Origin of the sequence: Marinomonas pontica (assembly GCF_026191375.1) — a bacterium.
Classification (GTDB): Bacteria; Pseudomonadota; Gammaproteobacteria; order Pseudomonadales; family Marinomonadaceae; genus Marinomonas; species Marinomonas pontica.
The window spans coordinates 1-21,520 of record NZ_JAODTL010000040.1 but is presented as its reverse complement, the minus strand read 5'-3'; the positions used below and the strand labels follow the sequence as shown (position 1 = coordinate 21,520).

The 21,520-nt window shown below is 46.0% G+C and carries 23 protein-coding genes and 1 pseudogene; 18 read left to right on the top strand and 6 right to left on the bottom strand.

Features of this window, described 5'->3' with window-relative positions; translation table 11 throughout:
* Positions 1–47: 47 nt before the first annotated feature.
* Positions 48–1,160 carry a cation:proton antiporter domain-containing protein gene (locus tag N5P32_RS09825; protein WP_265728906.1) on the top strand — a complete coding sequence of 371 codons (1,113 nt, stop codon included), beginning with the start codon at positions 48–50 and terminating at the stop codon, positions 1,158–1,160.
* The gene (locus N5P32_RS09820) at positions 1,133–1,921 is read left to right on the top strand and encodes an NAD-binding protein (RefSeq protein WP_265728905.1); all 789 of its coding nucleotides are present in this window, start codon (positions 1,133–1,135) and stop codon (positions 1,919–1,921) included. The genes N5P32_RS09825 and N5P32_RS09820 overlap by 28 nt, the downstream gene beginning before the upstream one ends.
* Here N5P32_RS09820 and N5P32_RS09815 read toward each other — a convergent pair whose 3' ends face one another.
* Entirely contained in the window at positions 1,922–2,284 is a 363-nt protein-coding gene (locus tag N5P32_RS09815; protein ID WP_265728904.1) for a Fis family transcriptional regulator, read from the bottom strand. It lies immediately after the preceding gene.
* A 270-nt stretch (positions 2,285–2,554) separates the two neighbouring features.
* Here N5P32_RS09815 and argC point away from each other — a divergent pair, with 270 nt between their 5' ends.
* The 5 genes from argC (at position 2,555) to N5P32_RS09790 (ending at position 6,691) form a co-directional block, all read left to right on the top strand.
* Positions 2,555–3,493 (top strand): N-acetyl-gamma-glutamyl-phosphate reductase, encoded by a 939-nt coding sequence (gene argC / locus N5P32_RS09810; protein WP_265728903.1) that lies wholly within the window; start codon positions 2,555–2,557, stop codon positions 3,491–3,493.
* A gap of 60 nt (positions 3,494–3,553) precedes the next feature.
* A complete protein-coding gene (locus N5P32_RS09805) occupies positions 3,554–4,042 on the top strand; it encodes an anion permease (RefSeq protein WP_265728902.1) in 489 nt (162 codons plus the stop codon).
* Positions 4,036–4,284 carry a hypothetical protein gene (locus tag N5P32_RS09800; protein WP_265728901.1) on the top strand — a complete coding sequence of 83 codons (249 nt, stop codon included), beginning with the start codon at positions 4,036–4,038 and terminating at the stop codon, positions 4,282–4,284. Before N5P32_RS09805 ends, N5P32_RS09800 begins: the two co-directional genes overlap by 7 nt.
* Complete coding sequence (locus N5P32_RS09795; RefSeq protein WP_322783853.1) at positions 4,239–4,985, top strand: SLC13 family permease; 747 nt, start codon at positions 4,239–4,241, stop codon at positions 4,983–4,985. The genes N5P32_RS09800 and N5P32_RS09795 overlap by 46 nt, the downstream gene beginning before the upstream one ends.
* A gap of 95 nt (positions 4,986–5,080) precedes the next feature.
* Positions 5,081–6,691 (top strand): NAD(P)/FAD-dependent oxidoreductase, encoded by a 1,611-nt coding sequence (locus tag N5P32_RS09790; RefSeq protein ID WP_265728900.1) that lies wholly within the window; start codon positions 5,081–5,083, stop codon positions 6,689–6,691.
* 79 nt (positions 6,692–6,770) lie between these two features.
* On the opposite strand, the gene N5P32_RS09785 is transcribed toward N5P32_RS09790, so the two are convergent.
* Positions 6,771–7,466 (bottom strand): hypothetical protein, encoded by a 696-nt coding sequence (locus tag N5P32_RS09785; protein ID WP_265728899.1) that lies wholly within the window; start codon positions 7,464–7,466, stop codon positions 6,771–6,773.
* A 225-nt stretch (positions 7,467–7,691) separates the two neighbouring features.
* On the opposite strand from N5P32_RS09785, the gene N5P32_RS09780 reads away from it, so the two are divergent.
* On the top strand, positions 7,692–9,044 hold the full coding sequence (locus N5P32_RS09780) for a YdgA family protein (protein ID WP_265728898.1): 1,353 nt from the start codon (positions 7,692–7,694) through the stop codon (positions 9,042–9,044).
* Positions 9,045–9,137: 93 nt separating this feature from the next.
* Here the strand turns inward: N5P32_RS09780 and N5P32_RS09775 are convergent, their stop codons facing one another.
* Both N5P32_RS09775 and N5P32_RS09770 read right to left on the bottom strand, forming a co-directional pair.
* Positions 9,138–9,818 carry a TolC family outer membrane protein gene (locus N5P32_RS09775; RefSeq protein WP_265728897.1) on the bottom strand — a complete coding sequence of 227 codons (681 nt, stop codon included), beginning with the start codon at positions 9,816–9,818 and terminating at the stop codon, positions 9,138–9,140.
* 72 nt (positions 9,819–9,890) lie between these two features.
* Positions 9,891–10,319 carry a YqaA family protein gene (locus N5P32_RS09770; protein ID WP_265728896.1) on the bottom strand — a complete coding sequence of 143 codons (429 nt, stop codon included), beginning with the start codon at positions 10,317–10,319 and terminating at the stop codon, positions 9,891–9,893.
* Between the two features lie 212 nt (positions 10,320–10,531).
* Between N5P32_RS09770 and N5P32_RS09765 the strand changes: the two genes are divergently transcribed.
* The 10 genes from N5P32_RS09765 (at position 10,532) to N5P32_RS09720 (ending at position 19,826) form a co-directional block, all read left to right on the top strand.
* On the top strand, positions 10,532–12,142 hold the full coding sequence (locus N5P32_RS09765; protein ID WP_265728895.1) for a methyl-accepting chemotaxis protein: 1,611 nt from the start codon (positions 10,532–10,534) through the stop codon (positions 12,140–12,142).
* A 256-nt stretch (positions 12,143–12,398) separates the two neighbouring features.
* Positions 12,399–13,355 (top strand): glycoside hydrolase family 15 protein, encoded by a 957-nt coding sequence (locus N5P32_RS09760; RefSeq protein WP_265728894.1) that lies wholly within the window; start codon positions 12,399–12,401, stop codon positions 13,353–13,355.
* On the top strand, positions 13,313–13,642 hold the full coding sequence (locus N5P32_RS09755) for a glycoside hydrolase family 15 protein (RefSeq protein WP_265728893.1): 330 nt from the start codon (positions 13,313–13,315) through the stop codon (positions 13,640–13,642). The genes N5P32_RS09760 and N5P32_RS09755 overlap by 43 nt, the downstream gene beginning before the upstream one ends.
* The gene (locus tag N5P32_RS09750) at positions 13,632–13,934 is read left to right on the top strand and encodes a hypothetical protein (RefSeq protein ID WP_265728892.1); all 303 of its coding nucleotides are present in this window, start codon (positions 13,632–13,634) and stop codon (positions 13,932–13,934) included. Before N5P32_RS09755 ends, N5P32_RS09750 begins: the two co-directional genes overlap by 11 nt.
* Positions 13,837–15,333, top strand: coding sequence for a hypothetical protein (locus tag N5P32_RS09745; protein WP_265728891.1), 1,497 nt, complete (start codon positions 13,837–13,839; stop codon positions 15,331–15,333). The genes N5P32_RS09750 and N5P32_RS09745 overlap by 98 nt, the downstream gene beginning before the upstream one ends.
* Positions 15,334–15,550: 217 nt before the next feature.
* Positions 15,551–16,762, top strand: coding sequence for a GlgB N-terminal domain-containing protein (locus tag N5P32_RS09740; RefSeq protein ID WP_265728890.1), 1,212 nt, complete (start codon positions 15,551–15,553; stop codon positions 16,760–16,762).
* Positions 16,734–17,093 carry a hypothetical protein gene (locus N5P32_RS09735; protein WP_265728889.1) on the top strand — a complete coding sequence of 120 codons (360 nt, stop codon included), beginning with the start codon at positions 16,734–16,736 and terminating at the stop codon, positions 17,091–17,093. Before N5P32_RS09740 ends, N5P32_RS09735 begins: the two co-directional genes overlap by 29 nt.
* A 28-nt stretch (positions 17,094–17,121) precedes the next feature.
* Complete coding sequence (locus tag N5P32_RS09730; protein WP_265728888.1) at positions 17,122–17,748, top strand: alpha amylase C-terminal domain-containing protein; 627 nt, start codon at positions 17,122–17,124, stop codon at positions 17,746–17,748.
* A 36-nt stretch (positions 17,749–17,784) separates the two neighbouring features.
* Entirely contained in the window at positions 17,785–18,279 is a 495-nt protein-coding gene (locus N5P32_RS09725; protein WP_265728887.1) for an early set domain-containing protein, read from the top strand.
* Positions 18,240–19,826, top strand: coding sequence for a glycogen debranching protein (locus tag N5P32_RS09720; protein WP_322783855.1), 1,587 nt, complete (start codon positions 18,240–18,242; stop codon positions 19,824–19,826). Before N5P32_RS09725 ends, N5P32_RS09720 begins: the two co-directional genes overlap by 40 nt.
* Here N5P32_RS09720 and N5P32_RS09715 read toward each other — a convergent pair.
* Entirely contained in the window at positions 19,823–20,479 is a 657-nt protein-coding gene (locus tag N5P32_RS09715; protein WP_265728968.1) for an ABC transporter ATP-binding protein, read from the bottom strand. The genes N5P32_RS09720 and N5P32_RS09715 overlap by 4 nt on opposite strands.
* A 306-nt stretch (positions 20,480–20,785) precedes the next feature.
* Positions 20,786–21,495 (bottom strand): annotated as a pseudogene (locus tag N5P32_RS09710) (ABC transporter transmembrane domain-containing protein); the annotation flags it as partial.
* Positions 21,496–21,520: the final 25 nt, after the last annotated feature.

Sequence of the window (21,520 nt, the reverse complement as noted above, 5' to 3'; positions counted from 1 at the left end):
ACGATAACACTCTTAAAAATCTTGTCTGCTATAAAGGACCCAACGACGTGACTGACGCGCTTTTACTTACCTTTGTTTTTCTGGTTGCTGGCGTTATTTCTGTTCCGATTGCGTCACGTCTTGGACTGGGCTCTGTGTTGGGGTATTTGCTGGCAGGCGTGATCATCAGCCCGCTGTTGGCCATATTAAGCGTTGACATACACTCCATTCAACACTTCGCAGAACTGGGGGTGGTGTTGATGCTGTTTATAGTTGGATTGGAACTCAACCCTAAAAAACTGTGGGACTTAAAGTCCAAACTGATCGGTTTGGGGGGCGGACAAGTCGCCTTGACGGCACTCTGTGTTATGGGGCTGGGGGTGTTGCTAGACCAAGAGTGGCGCACCAGTCTCGCTATAGGTTTGGTGTTGGCACTCTCTTCGACTGCCATTGTCATTCAGACGCTGACCGAAAAGGGCCTGATGAAATCCGATGGAGGCCAGTCGTCTTTTGCGGTCTTGCTGGCACAAGATATTGTTGTGATTCCAATGTTGGCGTTTATTCCTTTGCTCGCAACACCTGAACTCATAGATGCGGTAAGCCATACTGCCAAAGCCCTGCATGACACTACCTCGACCGACAATGTGTCTCTATTGTCTGGGCTTGAAGCTTGGCAAACCACATTAGTGACCTTTGGCGCCATTGCCATTGTGGTGTTAGGTGGCAGCTTTTTAGTGACGCCAATTTTCCGCTTCATTGCCGTTGCGGAATTAAGAGAGCTGTTTACCGCTGCGGCGTTAATGTTTGTGATCGGCACAACGCTGTTGATGTCGTTGGTAGGGTTATCCCCTGCTCTGGGCACGTTTTTAGCCGGCGTTGTGCTGGCAAACTCGCCTTATCGTCACGAATTAGAAAGCGACATTGCGCCGTTTAAAGGCTTGCTGTTGGGCTTATTCTTCATGACGGTCGGTGCGGGTATTAATTTCACCTTACTCTTCCATCACTTTTTTTCGATTCTTGGTTTAACCGTTGGACTCATTCTTGTCAAAGCCACCACTCTGTTGTTGCTTGGATGGTTTTTTAATATCCGTGGTTCCAACAAATGGTTGCTTGCGTTGGGGTTGGCGCAAGCGGGGAATTTGGGTTTGTTCTGGTGTCTTTTACCGTCAGTAATGCCGTAATATCACAAGACGTAGCCGACACCTTACTCTTAGTCGTTGCTTTGTCGATGCTACTGACGCCAGCCTTATTTATCATTTACGACCGCATTATTGCACCACGCTATGCCACCGACCACGCGGCAGAGAGCTTTGACGAGTTGCCTGATGACAACAAAATCATCATCGCAGGCTCAGGAAGGATGGGCAGCACAATAGACAACGTGCTGCGTTTAGCGGGGTTTCACTCTACCGTTATTGATTTCAGCATCAAACGTTTGAGAGCACTGCAACCCTTTGGCGTCAAAAACTATTTTGGCGACGCCACACGGCCAGACTTATTAGAAGCCGCGGGCATTGATGAAGCCTCTTTACTGATTATTGCCATCGACAATCCAGAACAAGTGACCAAGCTCGTTAAATACGTTTGCTCGAATTACCCAGATCTACACGTCATTGCCAGAGCCTTTGACAACAATCATGTCTACGATTTATGGGCGTCAGGTTGTCGAGACATTATCCGTGAAAACTATGACAGCAGTTTGCGTATGGGGCGATCCGCCTTTGAGGCATTGGGTATTTCGCACAACAAAGCCGAGCAAATGATCGACGTTTTTAACCAACACGACAAAGTATCCATGGTTGAAGTCGCCGACGCACACCAAATCGGCGTGCCGTTTCACGAAAATAAAGTATTTATTGATCGTCTAAGCAAATACTTGGAAGAAAAGAACCCTCAATTAAAAGACGCCATGAAGCGAATTAAAGACCAAGCGGAAGATTGACTAATGCAAACGACCTGACACCTTGGCAAGCCGTTCTTGCCATTTTCCGGCATGGGTACGTTGGCAGGCTTCTTCCGTATCAAAACTGACTTGTTGAGGAAGCTTATTGAGTTTGATATTTACCCCACGTAATGCTTTTTCAATGGCAGCATAGAAATACGCGTCCTGCTTAGCATCGTACGCATTAGACAACGCCTCATCCGTATCAAACACGCACACAATTCTGAGGGATTGAGGAAAGGCATCGTAGTTAACCATGTGAGTGATCCATACAAAACCACTGACCGACTCCAGCGCCCCATCACACACCGTGGTCAACGCTTCTCTTATGGCATTTTCTATCTTTTTATCTGACTTTTTCATACACGCTCAATTCCTAAAAACGCTTGCAGTGTAACGCCTTACGAAATCATCGCCAACTTGGCCAGAGTACCCATGGAAAAATAAAAGCCAAATAGTGCAAATCCGTGCTTTTTAGTGATTAAGCGTTTTAACCAACTATTCAGTCGCGGCGCGATGCATTACACTATTTAACCATTAAAGAGCAGCGTAACAGTGCGCAAAAAAATCAGACTAACCACTCGGTAAAACTGATTTATGCTTTGATTTAATCCCCCAACAAGGAATTCCGCTGTGAAAAAAGTATTTATTGATGGCGAAACAGGCACGACAGGCCTTCAAGTAAAAGATCGCCTAGTCAACCATCCCGGCATTGAAATCATCAGTATTGATCCAGAAAAGAAACGTGACGTCGAAGAAAAACGTCGCCTGATGAAAGAAGCGGATGTAACCGTACTTTGCCTACCTGATGACGCTGCAAAAGACAGTGTCGTATTGGCGAAAGAAGAAGGCTGCCGCATTTTAGACGCCAGTTCAGTACATCGTGTTGCAGAAGGCTGGGTATACGGTTTGCCAGAGCTTGACGTGACACAACGTGAAAAAATCAAAAGCGCGCAATTTGTATCTAACCCAGGATGTTACCCAACGGGTGCGATTTTGTTGCTAAAACCATTAGTAGAAGCTGGGTTATTGTCTGCGTCTTATGACTATTCCATTAATGCGGTGTCAGGCTACAGTGGTGGCGGGAACGCGCTAATTGACCGTTACGAAGGCGATAATAACGCCCCGATCTTTGGCGCTTACGGTCTGAGTTTTAATCATAAACACTTAGCTGAAATGAAAAAATGGTCTGGTTTAGACAAAGCGCCTATTTTCGTACCAAGCGTCGGGAACTTCCGCCAAGGCATGTTGACCTTTTTGCCAATTCAGCTAAAAGACGGCGTCACCATGGAGCAGTTACACGCTAAATTGGTCGAAGTGTATGCCAACGACACGTTTGTAACAGTCAATGGCCTTAATGTGGTAGCCGATAACGCAGCGCCATTCTTGACACCACACGGCTTGGAAGACACCAACCAAATCGAGCTGTCTGTGCTCAGTGAACCTGGCAACAAGTCAGGCATATTGGTCGCTAAACTGGATAATCTAGGCAAAGGGGCATCTGGCGCAGCCGTGCAAAACCTCAACATCATGTTAGGTTTTGACGAAGCCATCGCCGTTAACCTTCGTTAATCCCTCGTTCGGGCTTCTTTCATTAACAAAGATGCCCGAACTTTCCTTTAAGGCACGCCAATGAGTCAACATAATCACCCAGTTCAATCTTCCACGTCGCTTCGCGACCTTGTCTGCGTGATGGCTCAACGTTACTGTCTGCTTGTTCTCATATTGGTCATTACAGCCGCAATTGGTCTCTTGTCTTATGAATTTTTAGGCCTGAACCAAGCACTGGTGGCTGGGCTGCTTTTCTTGTGCATCGCTTTCTGGGCGACGTCTCTGGTGCCCGCTTATTGGCCGGCTTTGGGCTTATTTGCCTTTGCAACTGCAACACAGCTGGCGCCAACCCAGGTGATCTTCGCAGGCTTTCAATCATCAACATTTTGGTTGTTGTTTAGTGGCATGGTGTTTGGTGCTGCCATCAACCACACGGGGATTAATTCTCGTGCGACACGTTTGCTCATGTTGATTTTGGGCAACAGCTACCAAGGTACGATTATAAAAATCGCCTTGTTTGCCATGGCCTTGGCGTTTTTAATTCCTCTGGCGTCAGCCGTATCGTGTTGATCATTCCGATCATCGCTTCTCTTGCCGATCATTTTGGCTATGACCAAGATTCTAATGGTCGTAAAGGCATGTTACTGGCGGCCGCGTTCGGAACATTTTTACCCGCCTTTTCGATTTTACCGGCAAATGCACCAAACATGTTGCTTTCCGGTATGACAGAAGCTCTCTACAACGCGCCTTTTCCTATGGGGAATACTTGCTCTTGCACTTCCCTGTTTTGGGATTGGGAAAGCTATTCATGACCATTGGGGTGATTCTTTGGCTCTTTCCCGATCAAGCCCCTAACCAAGCAATACAAGCCACTATTGAAAAATCAGCCATGACCAAAATAGAAATTCGTTTGCTGATGGTGCTTTGTGCCTGCTTTGCTTTCTGGTTCACCGACTCCCTACACCATATTTCCGCAGGCTGGATTGGCCTTATTGCTGCTTTGCTATGTTTGTTACCCAGCCTTGGGTTAACTGGAAAAAACGTTATCGATAAAGACATTCAATACGGCACCTTGCTGTTTGCGGCTGGCATCATTGGTTTAAGTGCCATCATTGCCCATTCTGGTTTGGGTCGTGTTTTGGTGAACTATTTAACAGAGGTTATTCCGTTTTCACCACACGCTCCTTTGTTGAACCTTAGTTTGCTGACATTCATTTCTACGTGTGTGGCTATCGTGACGAACTTAGCGGGTGTGCCAGCCATCATGACCCCTATGGCAGAACATCTTGCGGACATTACAGGATTATCCAAAGACGCCGTATTAATGACGCAAGTATTGGCTTTTTCAACGGTTTTGCTGCCTTATCAAGCTCCGCCGCTCATTACAGCCATCGCGCTCGGCAATCTGTCTATCAGTGCAGTGACTAAAGTGTGTTTGGCTACATTTGTGCTAACAAGTCTTGTGTTGCTGCCGCTGAATTTTATTTGGTGGTATTTTCTTGGCATGTTTTAAAAGCACGACGGCTATTTGGTGACAGCTTTTCTTCGAGAAATATCGTATTATCCACCGCTATTAGCCATTGACTCAGCATACTTACTATTATTCCTATGATACGACTTTCTAATATCCAACTTCCTCTTGACCACGACGCTAGCGCAGTAGAAAACGCGATTTTATCCATGCTTGATATTTCAGCGGAAAAACTGGTTCGTTTTAATGTATTCCGCCGTGGTTACGATGCGCGAAAAAAAACCAACATCATGTTGATTTACACCTTGGATGTTGAAACAACATGTAATGATGATTTATTGCAGCAATTCGCAGATCATCAACAGGTTAAAGAAACGCCGGATTTAGACTATCACCCTGTAGCCCAAGCGCCTGCGACCTTGACCGAACGCCCGATAATCATTGGTTTTGGCCCTTGTGGATTGTTGACTGCATTGGTACTGGCGCAAATGGGTTATAAGCCCATCGTGCTTGAGCGCGGTAAAGAAGTACGTGAACGCACCAAAGACACTTTTGGTTTTTGGCGCAAAAAAATTCTGAATACAGAATCTAACGTACAATTTGGCGAGGGTGGCGCGGGAACCTTCTCTGATGGCAAACTCTATAGCCAAGTGAAAGACCCAAAACAATACAGCCGTAAAGTGCTCAATGAATTTGTTGCTGCGGGCGCACCAGACGAAATTTTGTACGTTAGCAAACCACACATTGGTACTTTCAAATTAGTGGCCATGGTCGAAAAAATGCGTGCTCAGATCATTGCGTTGGGCGGCGAGATTCGTTTCAGCTGCCGCGTGGATGACTTGCATATTGAAGATGGTCAAGTCACTGGCGTTACGCTTGCTGATGGCGAACAACTGCATTCTAAGCACATCGCTATTGCTATTGGTCACAGTGCTCGTGACACCTTCGAAATGCTGCACAATAAAGGTGTTTATATCGAAGCCAAACCTTTCTCGGTAGGCTTTCGTATTGAACACGAGCAATCGTCTATCGACAAAGCACGTTTTGGTCCAAATGCAGGTAACGAAATTCTTGGTGCAGCGGATTACAAACTGGTTCACCACTGTAAAAATGGTCGTTCCGTTTATAGCTTCTGCATGTGTCCTGGCGGGACGGTCGTTGCCGCTACCTCGGAAGAAAATCGTGTCGTAACCAATGGCATGAGTCAATATTCTCGTAACGAACGTAACGCCAACAGCGCCATTGTTGTCGGCATTGATCCTTCGGATTATCCGGGTGGGCCGCTTGCTGGAATCGAATTCCAACGCAAACTAGAAAGTCTTGCTTACGAGTTAGGTGGCAGCAACTACGATGCACCAGCGCAAACCGTTGGCGCGTTTCTGCGTAACGAAACACCAGAAAAACTCGGTACAGTGGAGCCTTCTTTCAAACCGGGCATCAAGCTCACCAACCTAGCGGATGCTCTACCAGACTTTTGTATCGAAGCGATTCGAGAAGCCATTCCAGCGTTTAATAAGAAAATCCGCGGTTTTGCCTTTGACGATGCTCTACTAACAGGGGTAGAAACACGCACTTCAGCCCCAATCAATATCAAGCGTGATAACGACAGTCTAGAAAGCATCAACACCAAAGGGCTTTACCCAGCTGGTGAAGGCGCTGGCTACGCTGGTGGCATCATGTCAGCGGCCATCGACGGCATCAAAATTGCCGAAGCCATGGCATTGAGTATAAACGCCAAAAACGCATAACCAAGCTGCCACAAAGCCAATAAAAAGGGAACACGCAACGAGCGTCTTCCCTTTTTTATTCAGCATCAGCACAGCGTCATCACAACACCGCTGTCTCACTTATATCAAAACAAATTTGGCTTTCACCTTGATTCAACACACGGTTCACGCCAATGGATTCGCTCGTCGGCACCAAGCCATTTAACGTGCCGGTAATGAAAAAATAGTTTTTATCGCCATAGCCACGCTGAATGCATTGCAATATACCTTGCTGCACGATGGCTTTTTTCGCATCCACAAGTTGATCGACATTCACAGAAAAGTCATACCCTTGATTGCCGCCTTCAAAACGCACCTCCCCTGAAACAGGAGACGGAGTCACAAACACGCCATAGTTAAAGTAAAAATCGCACGCTGAATGGTTGGATGGGTGAATCTCTGGTCGAATCAATTCAACGGCCGCAAAAGGTGGTAAATCAGCCACCCTCTCTTTAACAGCGTCAAGCGTAGCGGGCACTGTTATTTGAAAACACACTTCCAGCTCAGTACCACGAATGGCTTGGCTCGAGATCGTTTCACCAATAGGTTTGAAAACCTGAAAATCAAAGATTGGGGACAAAATAATCACGCCATCCTTATCTACAATTTTCCAACCTGCCACCCCCGCGCCCGACGCCACCAGCTCAGTAATTAACGAATCTTGTGCTGCGCAAAGTGCATCAAACGTCTGAGTTAGCGATAAAGACGCATCATGCTGAAACTCTTTAACTATCTTAGAATACTCTTCGAATACCATAGTGTAGGGAACCTTTTTTGTCATAACGAAAAGTGGCGCTGACGATTTTCAAATACAAAAAATCCGCTGCCAAATTGATTCCATGTTGGCTGAAACAATGGAAAATAAAATGTTGTATTTGCGCCACGTTATTTTGATAAAGCACGCTAGGCATTGTTTCATCTGCGTATCATTTGCCTGTATTATGCACGCCTACATTCTCCCTACAAAGAAAAGGAACTTTCTGTGAAGAAAATACTTGCTGTACTTGTGTTTGCTCTGGTGGCCGCCTGTCTGGTGGCACCTAAATTTATCGCACCGAAGCACCAAGCTAAAGTGGTCGAGCTGGTGTCAAACATCAACAAAGCACCCGGTTATCATGCAGCCATTGTGACAACGCATTCCGCGTGGTTCGGCTCTGAAAACAAAGTACAAGTGAGCTTCGATACGACTCATATTGACCCGACGATTCAAGGTGGAAAAATTGAAGCTGAGCTGATTGTCGACACGCACTTTGGTCCGTTTTTATTTTCAAAGCAAGGCGTATTCGGTTGGTTCGAGTCGACGATTCGTTTGGATGGAGAAAAACAACGCGCGATTTTACTTTGGGATGAAAATCAGCCTCTGTATGCACTTTCTGTCCTTAGCGACGTTACTGGCAACATTTACCTTGCCGATAACATCCCTGCGCTTAGCAATGCGGCCAATACGTTTCAATTTAGCGGTTATACAGGACAAGGTGACATAACCAAAACAGGTATCAACTACCAAGGTGTTTTAGATCAACTAGATATAGTGGATGGATACACTCCGGTTAAAGCATCGGGGTTTTCACTGTCAATCGAGTTAGACGCGGATCTGGCCACCATTATGAAAGGTGGCTTTTATGACAGTACAACCGATCTAAGCCTTGAGCAGCTGGATATTGGTACGGATGCGACGTTTTCAGGTTTGAACATGGAAATGGGATCCAGCTTAGATAAAGACGCTCAATTGGGCAGCATTGGGCTTGCTTACTTAATCAAAGACGTTGTATACGGCGATTTCCAGGCAAGTGACCTGACTTTGGTGACAGAGTTAAACAAACTTAGCAACCAATTCTTCATTGACTACAAAAATGTCTCAGACACGCTGCTGAATGATGCACCAGTGTCGGATGATACCTATGCGGCGTTGTTTGATTTCATGCAAGAGCATCTTGATGAGTTGTTGGCTGCCAAACCTGAATTCAACATTACGGATTTTAGCGGTTCTTTTCCAAATGGTCGTTTTAAGGCCACATTAACCAGCACATTAGCAGACATAGATACTCCCACTATGGAAGAGCTGTCGACCCCTGAGTTTTGGTTGTATAACATGATTGTGAATACCAACATCGAAGCCGATCAAGCGTTGGTTCACAGCTTGGCGGAGCAGTTTGTTGCCAGCAAAATGTACGCGCCAGCGGATGCCCCAGAAGTCAAAATGCAAACACAAATGATCATTGATGGCTTGATTCAACAAGGCCTAATAACCTCAGAAGAGGATCAATATAAGAGTGAGATCCACATCGAAGATGGCCAAGGTAAAATCTACAACACCGAGTTTCCGTTGATGTAATCCGGGTTCATTTGACAGTCAATCGATACAAAAAAGGCGCGTTTTTCTCTGACGAACAGATAAAAACGCGCCTTTTTATTGTATTAACACCTATTAATTTGCGGTGAACGTTTCGCCGTTGTATTGCGTAACCAAGCAATCGGTGCCTTTCTCTTTCAGCATTTTACAGAAATCCGAGCCGAAGGACTTGCTAAAAAATGGCCCCACTTTTAACTGATACATCATTCGACCACCGACCTCTTTCTCATTAATCAAGGGGGTAAGACCGTCAAATGACGCTGGCGATTTTTTCTGCATTACCTTCCATCCGCGAATCGCATCTTGACGATTACCATAAGCGGCCACTTGCACTCCGTACTCTTGTTTCTGTACCGCCATTGGCGCCACAACAACCGGTGGAGCAGCATTGGCCATTTCCACGCTTTCTTCCGTTGAAGAGGCCATCATCTTATCTGAGGCCTCTTCATTTATTGGTGCTGGCGTGACCGCAGGAATCACATTTACGGCGGCCATACTATCGTCGGAAATAATGTTCTCTTGAGGCTCACCCTCAGTCATAGTGTTGGATTTCTCTTGCTTTAAAGCGGCAATTTCGGCTTCGAGCGCATCGATTTTATCCAGTTTCACTTGCGCCGCTTGCCATTGATCTTCATGAGCACGCACTTTATTTTGCAAATCATCGTAGGTCATGAAGGTATTTTTTTCATCCATGGATGAACAAGCAGTCAATGATAAACCGGCCAACGCAATAAGCCACTTTTTGGACATTTCCATGATTCAATTCTCCGTGTACATCGTTCGGACTCTGCGCTTACTAATATGAGTGTGTATGCCATTCATACAGGATCAGGTGACTAGTAAGTGATGTCCCCACAAAATTAAGGCATAGCGAGCCGCTTTGCCAATGAAAACCAACGGTAAAAAATACCAAATAGGTGTACGTAACACACCCGATACTAAAGCAATCCCATCGCCAACAACAGGAAGCCATGTAAATAATAAACTCCAAATGCCATATCGATTAAAAAACCGCTCGGCCTTTTGACGAGACGATGCACTGATAGGAAACCATTTAGACTGCTCGAAACGCACTAAATAACGCCCTAACACCCAGTTTGTAAGGCCACCTATTGTATTACCAACACTCGCCCATCCCCACAAAAGTAACAACGAGGCGGATGCTTCATTAGCGTAATAGAGCAATAGCCCTTCTGACCCCATCGGCAAAATCGTCGCAGACAGAAAAGACACAAAAAAACCGTCAGGTAATCCCACACAATATTGCCATACCCATTCATATCAAAATAATTCGATTTCTAAGCAAGAAAACACTGATCTATCTCAATTTTCTCGACTAGGAAACCCAAGACAAAACATTTACTCTTTTACGTTGCTTTTATAACGTCGGTGTTTATAACAAAGTCATTACTGAGCGCATCATCTATTTACTGTAACCAACAAGACCGACCTTACTTTTTGGAGCTGGCATGCTGGAACGCGTCAATGATATAAAAATTCGCTACAAGCTATGGGCTATTATTGGCTTAATGTCCATGGGAACGGCGGCACTTATACTCGTTTCTCTAACGTCTTTATTTTACAGTCATGTGGACGCTCGCAAAGACCGTACTTATGACATTTTAAATATTGTTAACGCGACCCTAGTTCCTCTTTATGAGAAACAAAAATCGGGAGAATTAACCGCAGACCAAGCCAAACAATACGCCTTATCTCAACTGTCCACTTACCAATATGGCGACCAACAAAGTCTGTGGGTTCTGGACCAAAAACAACACCAAATAGTCAATGCACCGGACACCTACGCCGGTAAGTCAATACCAGCCTCACTCGCCAACGCTCTCAAAGCGGCCCCATTTACATCAGAGCGCTACCAATCCATTGCGTTCGAATTTAAAGGCAATGACCACATAGTACATAATATGGTCGCGACCGCCTCCACTTTTCAGCCTTGGAATATCACGATTATTGCCACAGCGTCTATGAATGCAGTGATGGACTTTTTCCTTGTCGCTTTGGTTGATTACGCCATTTTAGTTTGCGTATTAACCGTTTTAGTCGGCGGAACCGCTCTGTATATTATCCATCTTGTCACCCATCGGGTAACGGCTTTGTGCAAAACTATGACGTCCGTTCAACATTCTGGTGATTTAACGAAACGCGTTGAATTTAAAGGCAAAGATGAAATGGGTGACATGGCCAGAGCCTTTAATAGCATGATGAACGATTTTCAATCTATCGTTCGAAATGTCAGTCATTCTAGCGAGTTACTCGATAGCATCGTTGGTCAAACCAATAACTCCACCACTAAAACCGTTCAGGGCGTGTCGAAACAGTTATCCAACACAGGTCAGGCAACGGATTTGATGCACAGTGTAATGACCTCGGTCGAAGAAACGCTTGCTATTGCCGAACAAGCCAACGATACCACTCAAGAACTTGGCCAACATTCAAAACAGGGTCTTGGAGTAATGAACAAAGCCAACCAAGACATTCAACAACTGTCTGCTGAAGTGGGCGAAGCGGCCAAGCAGATTCAACAATTGCGTGAAGAAGTAACTCACATTAATGATCGTCTTGGTGTCATTGCCGAAGTGGCGGACCAGACCAATTTACTGGCATTAAACGCGGCCATTGAAGCCGCCAGAGCCGGTGAACAAGGGCGAGGATTTGCGGTTGTTGCTGACGAAGTTCGTCAGCTGGCGCAGCGTTCACAGTTAGCGGCCACGGAAATTGGCGGCCTTATTGATCAATTAACCCAACAAACCTTGACCACCGTGGATGTGATGGAGTCGGCGCGCAATACCGCGCACCAAGGTGCAGAACAAACCTCACAGGCTGGGCAAGCGTTTTCTGAAATAGCCAGCGGGGTGTTGTCCATTTCCAAGCTCAACAGCACCATCCGTAAAGCCGCCGAACGACAATTCGAATCATCGCAAACCGTCCATCAAACGTTAGAAAATATTGCCAATATCTGCGAAGAAACCAATCACAACTCAACCGACATTCAAAAATCCGTTAACAACCTACAAGAATGCGCAAGCCAGTTACGCAAACTTGTCCATCAGTTTAGTATTTGACACAAAGGTCAGTAACGAGAGGAGAGACTAAAAAGAAGCAATCGTGACAGTTCACGCCCTTATACCGTGCACAGAAATAGGATATTCGTGAAATCTCGTTTTTTTTGGAGATTATGTGAAAAAGAAGCCGTTTACCGCTTTAACTTATTGGTGAGTCCCATTATGTTTGGGTATAGTAAATCCAAACCTAATCAGGACAACTCTGATTTGAATTAGGCAACAGATCTTTAACGGTACGTTTTATGAAGGATCGAACATGGCGACTGATGCTCAAGATAAGCTAGATTCTCTTTATCAACATATTCAAGCGGTTATCTTAACCCGCCAACATCCAGTCACAGGGCTTTTTCCAGCCAGTACCAGCATCAATAATCACGGCAACTATACCGATGCATGGGTACGAGACAACGTTTACAGTATTCAGGCCGTTTGGGCGTTACACCTAGCTTACAAGCGCGCTTCCAACCCTCAAAAACGTGCGAATGAATTAGAGTTTGCCTGCATAAAAATGATGCGCGGTTTGTTATTTGCCATGATGCGTCAGTCCCACAAAGTAGAAGCCTTTAAACACAGCCTAGACCCGAAAGATGCGCTACACGCCAAATACGACACAAAAACAGGCTTAGAAGCCGTGGCGGACGATGCATGGGGGCATTTGCAAATTGACGCCACCAGCTTTTATTTGTTGATGTTGGCGCAAATGACTAAGGCAGGCAGCAAGCTGATTTTTTCTCGCGATGAATTCAATTTCATCCAAAACCTGATTTACTATATTTCTCGAACTTACCGTACGCCCGATTATGGTATTTGGGAACGAGGAAATAAAGTCAACAACGGCAAAGCTGAAATCAACGCCAGCTCTGTGGGCATGGCAAAAGCCGCCATGGAAGCCATGGACGGATTAAACCTATTTGGCAGTGATGGTCCAGAGTGGGCTGTCGTTCATTCGTTTGCCGATGCGGTGGCGCGAGCAGGCTCGGTTCTTCAATCATTGCTTCCAAAAGAATCCCGCTCAAAAGAAGTCGACAGCGCCATCCTCAGTATTATTGGCTTCCCTGCTTTTGCGGTAAACGACGAAAAACTGGCACGACGCACGCGAAAGGAAATCATCAGCAAACTGGGGGTGAATACGGCTGTAAACGCTTTTTACTCGACGGCCATCAGTCGGAATTGGAAGATCAAAGTCGAATTTATTACGAGTACGACGAGCTGATTAATTTTGAACACATCGAATCAGAATGGCCATTGTTCTTCACGTATCTGTATATCGATCGATTGTTTGCCAGAGACTGGGAAAGCGCCAATTTTTATCGCCATAAATTAGAGTCATTAATGGTCGAAAAAGACGGTCAAATGCTGCTGCCAGAATTGTATTACGTGCCGCAAGAAAACATCTTAGCCGAAAAAGAAAAGCCGGGGTCACAAAAACGCGTTCCCAATGACAACCTCGCCTTTGGTATGGGCGCAAAGTCTGTATTTGGTTGGAAAAATGCTCGATGAAGAACTGATCAATACGGATGACCTAGATCCATTGGGTCTGCATCGCATTCAGTATCGTCCCAACAAAGTCACCACTTCCATGGTGATTCTGGCTCAAAATGACAACGTAAAACAAGAGCTCTTGAATGCCGGCTGTTTATGCCAAACGCTGGAAGACATTGCGCCTTTAAAAGCCATCAGTGCCGATCAGTTAGTTGAAACCTATCGCCATCTTGGCGCGTCAGAAGACATTGGGGTTAACCGGTCGCCCAAACCGTGCGTTAAACAGTTTGGCCACTTCTCAGGCGTTTAACATCGATGGTGAAAGTTACCTTTGCTTATCTTGGATTCAAAACGAAGACAAAGATTACCGCAAAGTCGACCCAATCCTATTCCAAGCGCGCATTCGCAACGAATTAAAAATCATCGCGGATCATTGGTATTATCAAGCGAACGCTGTCTTTACCATTTTAATCGATGAAGCCATGAGCGAGATGAAAGGCAGTGATGCGCTATTCGAATTTATTCGATTGCTGCAAAAGCGCGAGCACGAAGAGTTCCGAGTCATTCCTCAGTCTGCTAAAAATGCGTTTAAATCTGGCAATCGCCGTTCCATTATTATCAACACCATAGATCAACAGCAGCTGGGCGCCAAACTGCCTGTTCATGATGCATTTTGGCCACTGTCTGACAAACCAAAAGCCTATGATGTGGCGGAGATTAAAAACGCAGAAACCGACGCCTTACTCGCTCGATTTACCACGCAACCCAGCATGAATGAAGCCATTGATTGTCTGATGGAGCTAGGCAGACGTCGTGCGCTGATGAACACGGTTCCCAATTCAACACCAGCGGTTACCGCCTACAAAGTACTGAACAGCGTTTACTTTCAGGCGCTGCTTTCTGAAAACTGGCGCTCGGCCAGATTGCTGTATTCCTTGGTATTAAAGCCCACCACCGACTTAGCCACGTACATTGCCGACATCACTGTTCGACAACGTCTATTAGTCATTGGAGAAACACCAGAAACAGAGGTGGATATCAGCTCACCTCTGCATCAGGATGTGATTTTAGACATGCTAAGAAGCGTGTCGTCGTCTCCTATCGGCTTAGTCATTTGCCACGAACTGATCTCTATCGCTGGTACTTTAATAAAGGTCCACCCTGATTTTTTCTCCGGGGTAAGAACCATTCGAATCCACAACCTTGCACAGCTTTGCGCACGACAATTTGACCCAGTGGACGATGCACCGGTTTTTGAAACGTTATCAAACGTTTCTCCCAGTGAGCTTTACGAAGCCCTTAAACAAGTGTTACAACAAAAGCACGATGAATTTGCACACGTTGCCAATACCATGCGTTATCACAACAGCACAGACGCACAAAGCAAGATGAAGGACGTAGATTGGTTTGACTGGCGTTCAGAGCAAGGCATGATTACCAAGCTGCCTGAGTCAATGCTTCTGCAGCTCTGGGAAAGTCTGAGCAATGCGAACACCATCGTGTTTGGCGACGTACAAAGCAACACGGCTTTAGACTGTAAACGCGCACTCAGTTCAATGACACCTGGTGAAGACACTTTTGCCTTGTTGATTGAAACATTGACATCAGATATTCACCCAAGCTGGTATAAGAGTTTGATTTTGAAGGGTTATACGCCTTTATACGATTCTGTCAGCAACACAAAAACTGTAAGTTTGAACAGGAAATAAACCTACCTGTTCTGGTCTCTCAAGCGGCGTTAGACCATGCTAAGCAACACCAAGCGGAACACCCAGAAGACAGTTGGGCCGACGCCGCTTTGGACGAATTTGCACAAATTACACCGAATAAAGTAAACCAATACTTACGTTGGACAGTGAGCAAACTTCACAGTCATCAGCACCAACACTCAACGAGTTAACATGCTCACTCTTGCTGGAGAAGTGAATGGATCTACTAAAAAATGCCCTAATTAATGACGTGTTGAACACACACTGTTCTGACCCGTTTGGATGTTTAGGACTGCATGAATCCTCTACGAAGAAAGGCCTGTCGTTAATTGTTTGGCAGCCGGAAGCAACCGCCATTCGTGTCTTGGCAATCGATCAGGACACAGAATTGGCGAAAATGCGCCAAGTCGATGACAAAGGATTGTTTTTAGCTGAATGGCCAAAAACACAGACTCGCTTTCATTATCGACTAGAAATTACCTACAAAGACAACAGCACACACACGTTAGTAGACCCTTATCAATTCCCGAACACCACCTTTGTTGACCCAAGCCACCATCAAGCAAGCCTTTACAAAAGCCAAGGGGCCATTCGCGCCGGTGCAAAAGTAAATGATGAACTAACAATACAGGGAACACGCTTTGCGGTTTATGCACCCGCCGCACGTTCTGTCTCTGTTGTGGGGGACTTCAATGCATGGGATGGCCGAACTCACCCTATGTCGAGCAATGGCGATGGCATTTGGCGTTTGTTTATTCCAGACGTGAATCACGGTGCGCGCTACAAATTTGATATTCGTGCTAACAATGGCGATATTCTGCCCCATCGCAGCGACCCTTATGCCCAGCGGATTGAACAATTTCCGTCTTTTGCGAGCGTCACCTGCTTTGACAACAAACATGCTTGGCAAGACGATATTTGGGTAAATCGTCCTATTGAAGACATCTACGAGAAACCGATGAGCATTTATGAATTGCACATCGGATCGTGGCGTCGAAAGGACGATAACCAGCCACTCACCTACCTTGAAATAAAAGATCAGCTGGTGCCTTACGTTAAAGAAATGGGCTACACGCACGTCGAACTTTTGCCTATTACAGAATACCCTTTTGATGGTTCTTGGGGCTATCAGCCTGTTGGGTTGTTCGCGGTTACCTCCCGCTTTGGGACACCAGAAGACTTCAAAGCGTTGGTCGATGCACTTCACCAAGCCAATATTGGTGTGATCATGGATTGGGTACCGGCGCACTTTCCTGCCGACAGCCATGGTTTGGCCAACTTTGATGGATCCAAACAGTACGAATACCCTGACCCTAAAAAAGGCTGGCACCCTGAGTGGAATTCGCTTGATTTACGACTTTGGCAAAGAGCATGTCGTAAATTACCTCATCAGCAACGCGGTGTATTGGTTAGAAGAATTCCACATTGACGGTCTGCGCGTGGACGCGGTGGCCTCTATGTTGTATTTGGATTATTCCCGTGAAGACGGTGAATGGATTCCCAACAAAGACGGTGGCAACCACAATTACGAAGCCATTGATTTCTTACGCCGCTTAAACGAAACCGTGTACTTGAATCACCCTCGCTGCTTTACTGTCGCAGAAGAATCAACCGCTTTTCCGGGTGTGTCCAAACCTACCTATATGAACGGCTTAGGCTTCGGTTTCAAATGGAACATGGGCTGGATGAACGATTCTTTGGATTACATTAAAAAGGATCCTATCTTACCGCCAGCACCATCAAGGCGAACTCAGTTTTAGTATGGTTTATGCCTTCGATGAGCAATTTGTGTTGCCAATTTCTCACGACGAAGTCGTACACGGCAAAGGCTCGATGATCACTAAAATGCCAGGAGACGCTTGGCAAAAGTTCGCTAACTTACGCGCGTTTTCAGCTTACATGTATTTCCACCCAGGCAAAAAGCTTAACTTCATGGGCAACGAGTTTGCACAAGGCCAAGAATGGAGCCATGAACGCTCTTTGGATTGGCATTTGCTGGACACGGATTACCACAAAGCGCAACAAGCGTTATCGAAAGATTTGAATCACCTTTATCAGGGTGAAAGCAGTTTGCAGTACGACCATTCTTATCACGGCTTTGAATGGATAAGTTACGATGATAACGCCAACAGTATCTTGGCTTTTGCGCGTAAAGCGAAAGACAGCACTGAGCACACGGTTGCTGTGATCAATTTTACGCCAACACCGCATGGACACTACCGCATTGGCGTGCCGAAAGCGGGTCGTTATCAAGTCATTATGGACACAGATAAAACGTCATACACGGGCAGTGGTTACGCAAACATTAATGAGTACACGACACAAGCCGTGATGAGTCATGGTCGTGAACACAGTATCGAGCTGCAAGTGCCACCGCTTGCTGGTGTGTTATTAAAATGGTTAGGCGAGTCTTAATTCTCGCCCTTTCAATCACAGCGTCTAGAGGTTTTCATGAACCAAGAGCAACAGGTTACCAATGGCTCCCCTTTTCCTCTAGGTGCTATTGTCACCAAGGATGGTGTTAACTTCGCAGTGGTGGCGGAAGACGCCAGTCAGCTGTATTTATGTCTGTTTGATGAGAAAGGCAATGAGCAAGAATCCTTGCCTTTTCTTAATAAAACGAAAGGCATTTGGTACATGGAGGTGCTTGGTTTAACAGAAGGCCAGCATTATGGATTACGGGCAGAAGGCGAATTCAAACCTGAACAGCAAATGCTCTACAATAAGCAAAAGCTACTGATTGACCCGTATGCGAAAGAGCTCAGCGCCAAAGCTTGTGTGGAACGAAGACCAAGCTGCAATCACCAAAGAGGGTCGGCCACACCAAACCGATTCTGCCTACTGTGTGCCCAAATCGATTGTCCGCACCGTAGAAGCAAAGTCAGATCGCCCCGGAAGAATAAAAGATCACTCCGTCGAGCCGTGCTCTGTATGAATTACACGTAAAAGGTTTCAGTAAAAATCTGCCCATTGAACGCGAGCTGCAAGGCACTTATCTTGGCGTTATTTCTTCCGCTGGCATCGAACACTTAAAAAGCTTAAATATCACTACCATTCAGTTAATGCCTTGCTTTAGCTTCATGACAGAACGTCATTTACAGCAACTAGAACTGAATAATTACTGGGGCTATAACCCAATTAGCTTTTTTGCCGTAGAACCTTCCTACGCCATAAAAGATGCAATTGTTGAATTCCAACAAATGATAGATGGATTACGCCAAGCGGGTTTTGAAGTGATTTTAGACGTGGTGTATAACCACACCGCAGAAAGTGAGGTAGACCAATCCAGCGTGTGCTACCGAGGCTTGGACAATGCGCGCTATTACCGCCACCAAGATGGTCAATATTTGAATTACACAGGCTGTGGTAACTGCATTGATACCTACAGCCCCACCAGCATTCGCCTTATTTGTGACAGCATGCGTTATTGGGTTGACGTCATGGGCGTCGATGGCTTTCGCTTTGATCTAGGTGTCGATCTTGGTCGAACTGATCACGATTTCACGGCAAAAGCCCCACTGTTACAAGCTATTCTTCAAGACCCTATTTTAAGTGAAACCTGCCTTGTTATGGAGCCTTGGGACATTGGCCCTAACGGTTATCAAGTCGGACAATTCCCTAGAGGATTTTTGGAATGCAACGACCAATACCGAGATACCATTCGTCGTTTCTGGCGCGGAGATGACGGCAAAGTACCCGAGTTCGCGACTCGCCTTATGGGATCCAGAGACTACTTCCATAAAGGACACAAAAGCGCGCTGAATTCGGTTAACTACATCACCTACCACGATGGTTATACCATGAAGGATTTGGTGTCTTACCATGAACGCCATAACCTCGCCAACATGGAAGAAAACCGCGACGGTCACGGCGACAACATTAGCCAAAACTTTGGTACTGAGGGAGAAACAGACAACAAAGACATTCAAGAAAAGCGCCTAAACCAGCAGCTTTGTTTTATCGCAACGCTGCTATTGAGCCAAGGCACACCGCACCTTTTAGGCGGTGATGAACTGTCTCACAGTCAACAAGGCAACAACAACGCCTATTGCCAAGACAACGATATTACTTGGCAAACTTGGCAAGACATAGACGCTGAAACCAGCCAAGCAAGAACCGCGATAAAAGACACCATAGCAACACTGATGGCATTACGAAAAGCCTATCCTATTTTTGCAGAAATCCGCTTAGAAGATGACCCACTTTATCAGCATACGTCGTTGGATAAGATTCATTGGCTTAATGAGCAAAGCGAACCAATGACGATCGAAAACTGGGCCGATGACAGCCGACATTTTATTGCGTTGACGCTCACACCCGCGGATCTTTCTAACAGCTTTTGGATTGTTTTTTACAGCAGCGACGCACCACTAAGCGTTCCATTACCAACAGACAATGGCGAGGTTGAAACACTTTACCAAACACCCGGTTTGTCCATCAAAGAGGGCGCACTCCATTGCGCTTATCGGGGTGTTTTTGTCGGTAAGTTTTAATCAGTACGAACGTCGTCATTTTGATTAAACTGCAAATCCGCTAATCGCTTATACAAGGCACACGTTTCCAGCAATTCGCTGTGTGTGCCTTGGGCAATGATTTCCCCTTGCTCCATCACAATAATCCGATCTGCATTCAATACCGTGGCCAAGCGGTGAGCAATCACCAAGGTGGTTCTGCCCTTCATCAAAGGTTCAAGTGCCGCTTGGACCTTGCTCTCGCTTTCGGCATCCAAGGCACTGGTTGCTTCATCTAACAATAAAATGGGTGCGTCTTTTAATATCGCCCGAGCAATCGCCACACGTTGCCTTTGGCCACCAGACAAACGCACGCCGTCTTCTCCTAAACGCGTCTCATAGCCTTTGTCCAAACGAGTAATAAATTCATGAGCATTGGCTTGTTCGGCAGAATATTGAATCGATTCCTTGCTGGCATTGCGATTGGCGTAACCCAAGTTATCGTAAACCGTTTGATCAAATAGAACTGTCTCTTGGGGTACCAAGGCAAAGCGCTGACGTAAATCGTCTAAGGAATACGCTTTAATGTTTTCGCCAGCCAAGTAAATACCGCCTTCTTGAGGATCATAAAAGCGCAGAAGCAATTCAAATAAGGTCGACTTACCCGCGCCTGATGGCCCAACTAAAGCCAACATCTCGCCTTGTTTAATGGAAAACGACAAATTCTTTAACGCGGCATAATCCGGTCTGGTTGGGTAACGAAATTCGACATTATCAAACCTGATGACTTCGTCGCCTTGGTGGATTTCGGTCATGCGCTGAGAAGGAAACTCGCTAGCGCCACTCACCACGGCACTTTTAGCACTGAGCAACTCCATAATACGTTCTGCTGCCCCCGCCGCCCGTTGCAACTCGCCCATAACTTCAGAAATAGCCCCAACCGCGCCAGCAACAATGATCGAATAAAACAAGAAACTCGCCAGATCTCCGGCACTGATCTCACCTGAGATAACGTCTTTGCCACCAAACCACAACATCACGCCAATACCACTCATGGACAGCAAAATAACCATCAAGGTAAGCCAAGAACGTTGCTGAATGCGTTTTACACTGACATTAAAAGCGCGATCTACTGTGGCAGAAAAACGCTGTGCATCGTGCTTTTCATGAGTAAAAGCTTGCACGACTTTTATGTGACGCAGCGCTTGTGATAAATAGCGCCCGACATTAGCCACTTCATCTTGGCTATCACGTGAGAGTCGGCGTACTCGTCGTCCAAAATACACCACAGGCACAATGACAAAAGGCACACAAGTCAGCAAAATAAGCGTGAGTTTAAAATGCATTACCAATAAGAATAAGATCCCACCCACTAGCATCAAACTGCTGCGCAAAGCGATCGATAAAGAAGAACCAATCACGCTTTGTAACAGTGTGGTATCGGATGTGATGCGGATTGTATTTCGCTGGGAGAATTGTCTTCGAAGAAAGAGGGAGATAAGGTCAGCAGATGCGCAAACACCGCTTGGCGAATATCCGCCACCACGCGCTCACCTATCCATGACACCAGATAAAAGCGGCAGTAGCTACCAATGCCCAACAAAAAAACCAAACCAATGAATATCATCAAGGCCTGAGTCAGACCGGCTTCAGAACCCGATGCCAAACCACGGTCAATCAGAAATTGAACGCCCTTACCCAAGCTAAGCATAGTGCCAGCGGTCACCACCAAAGCA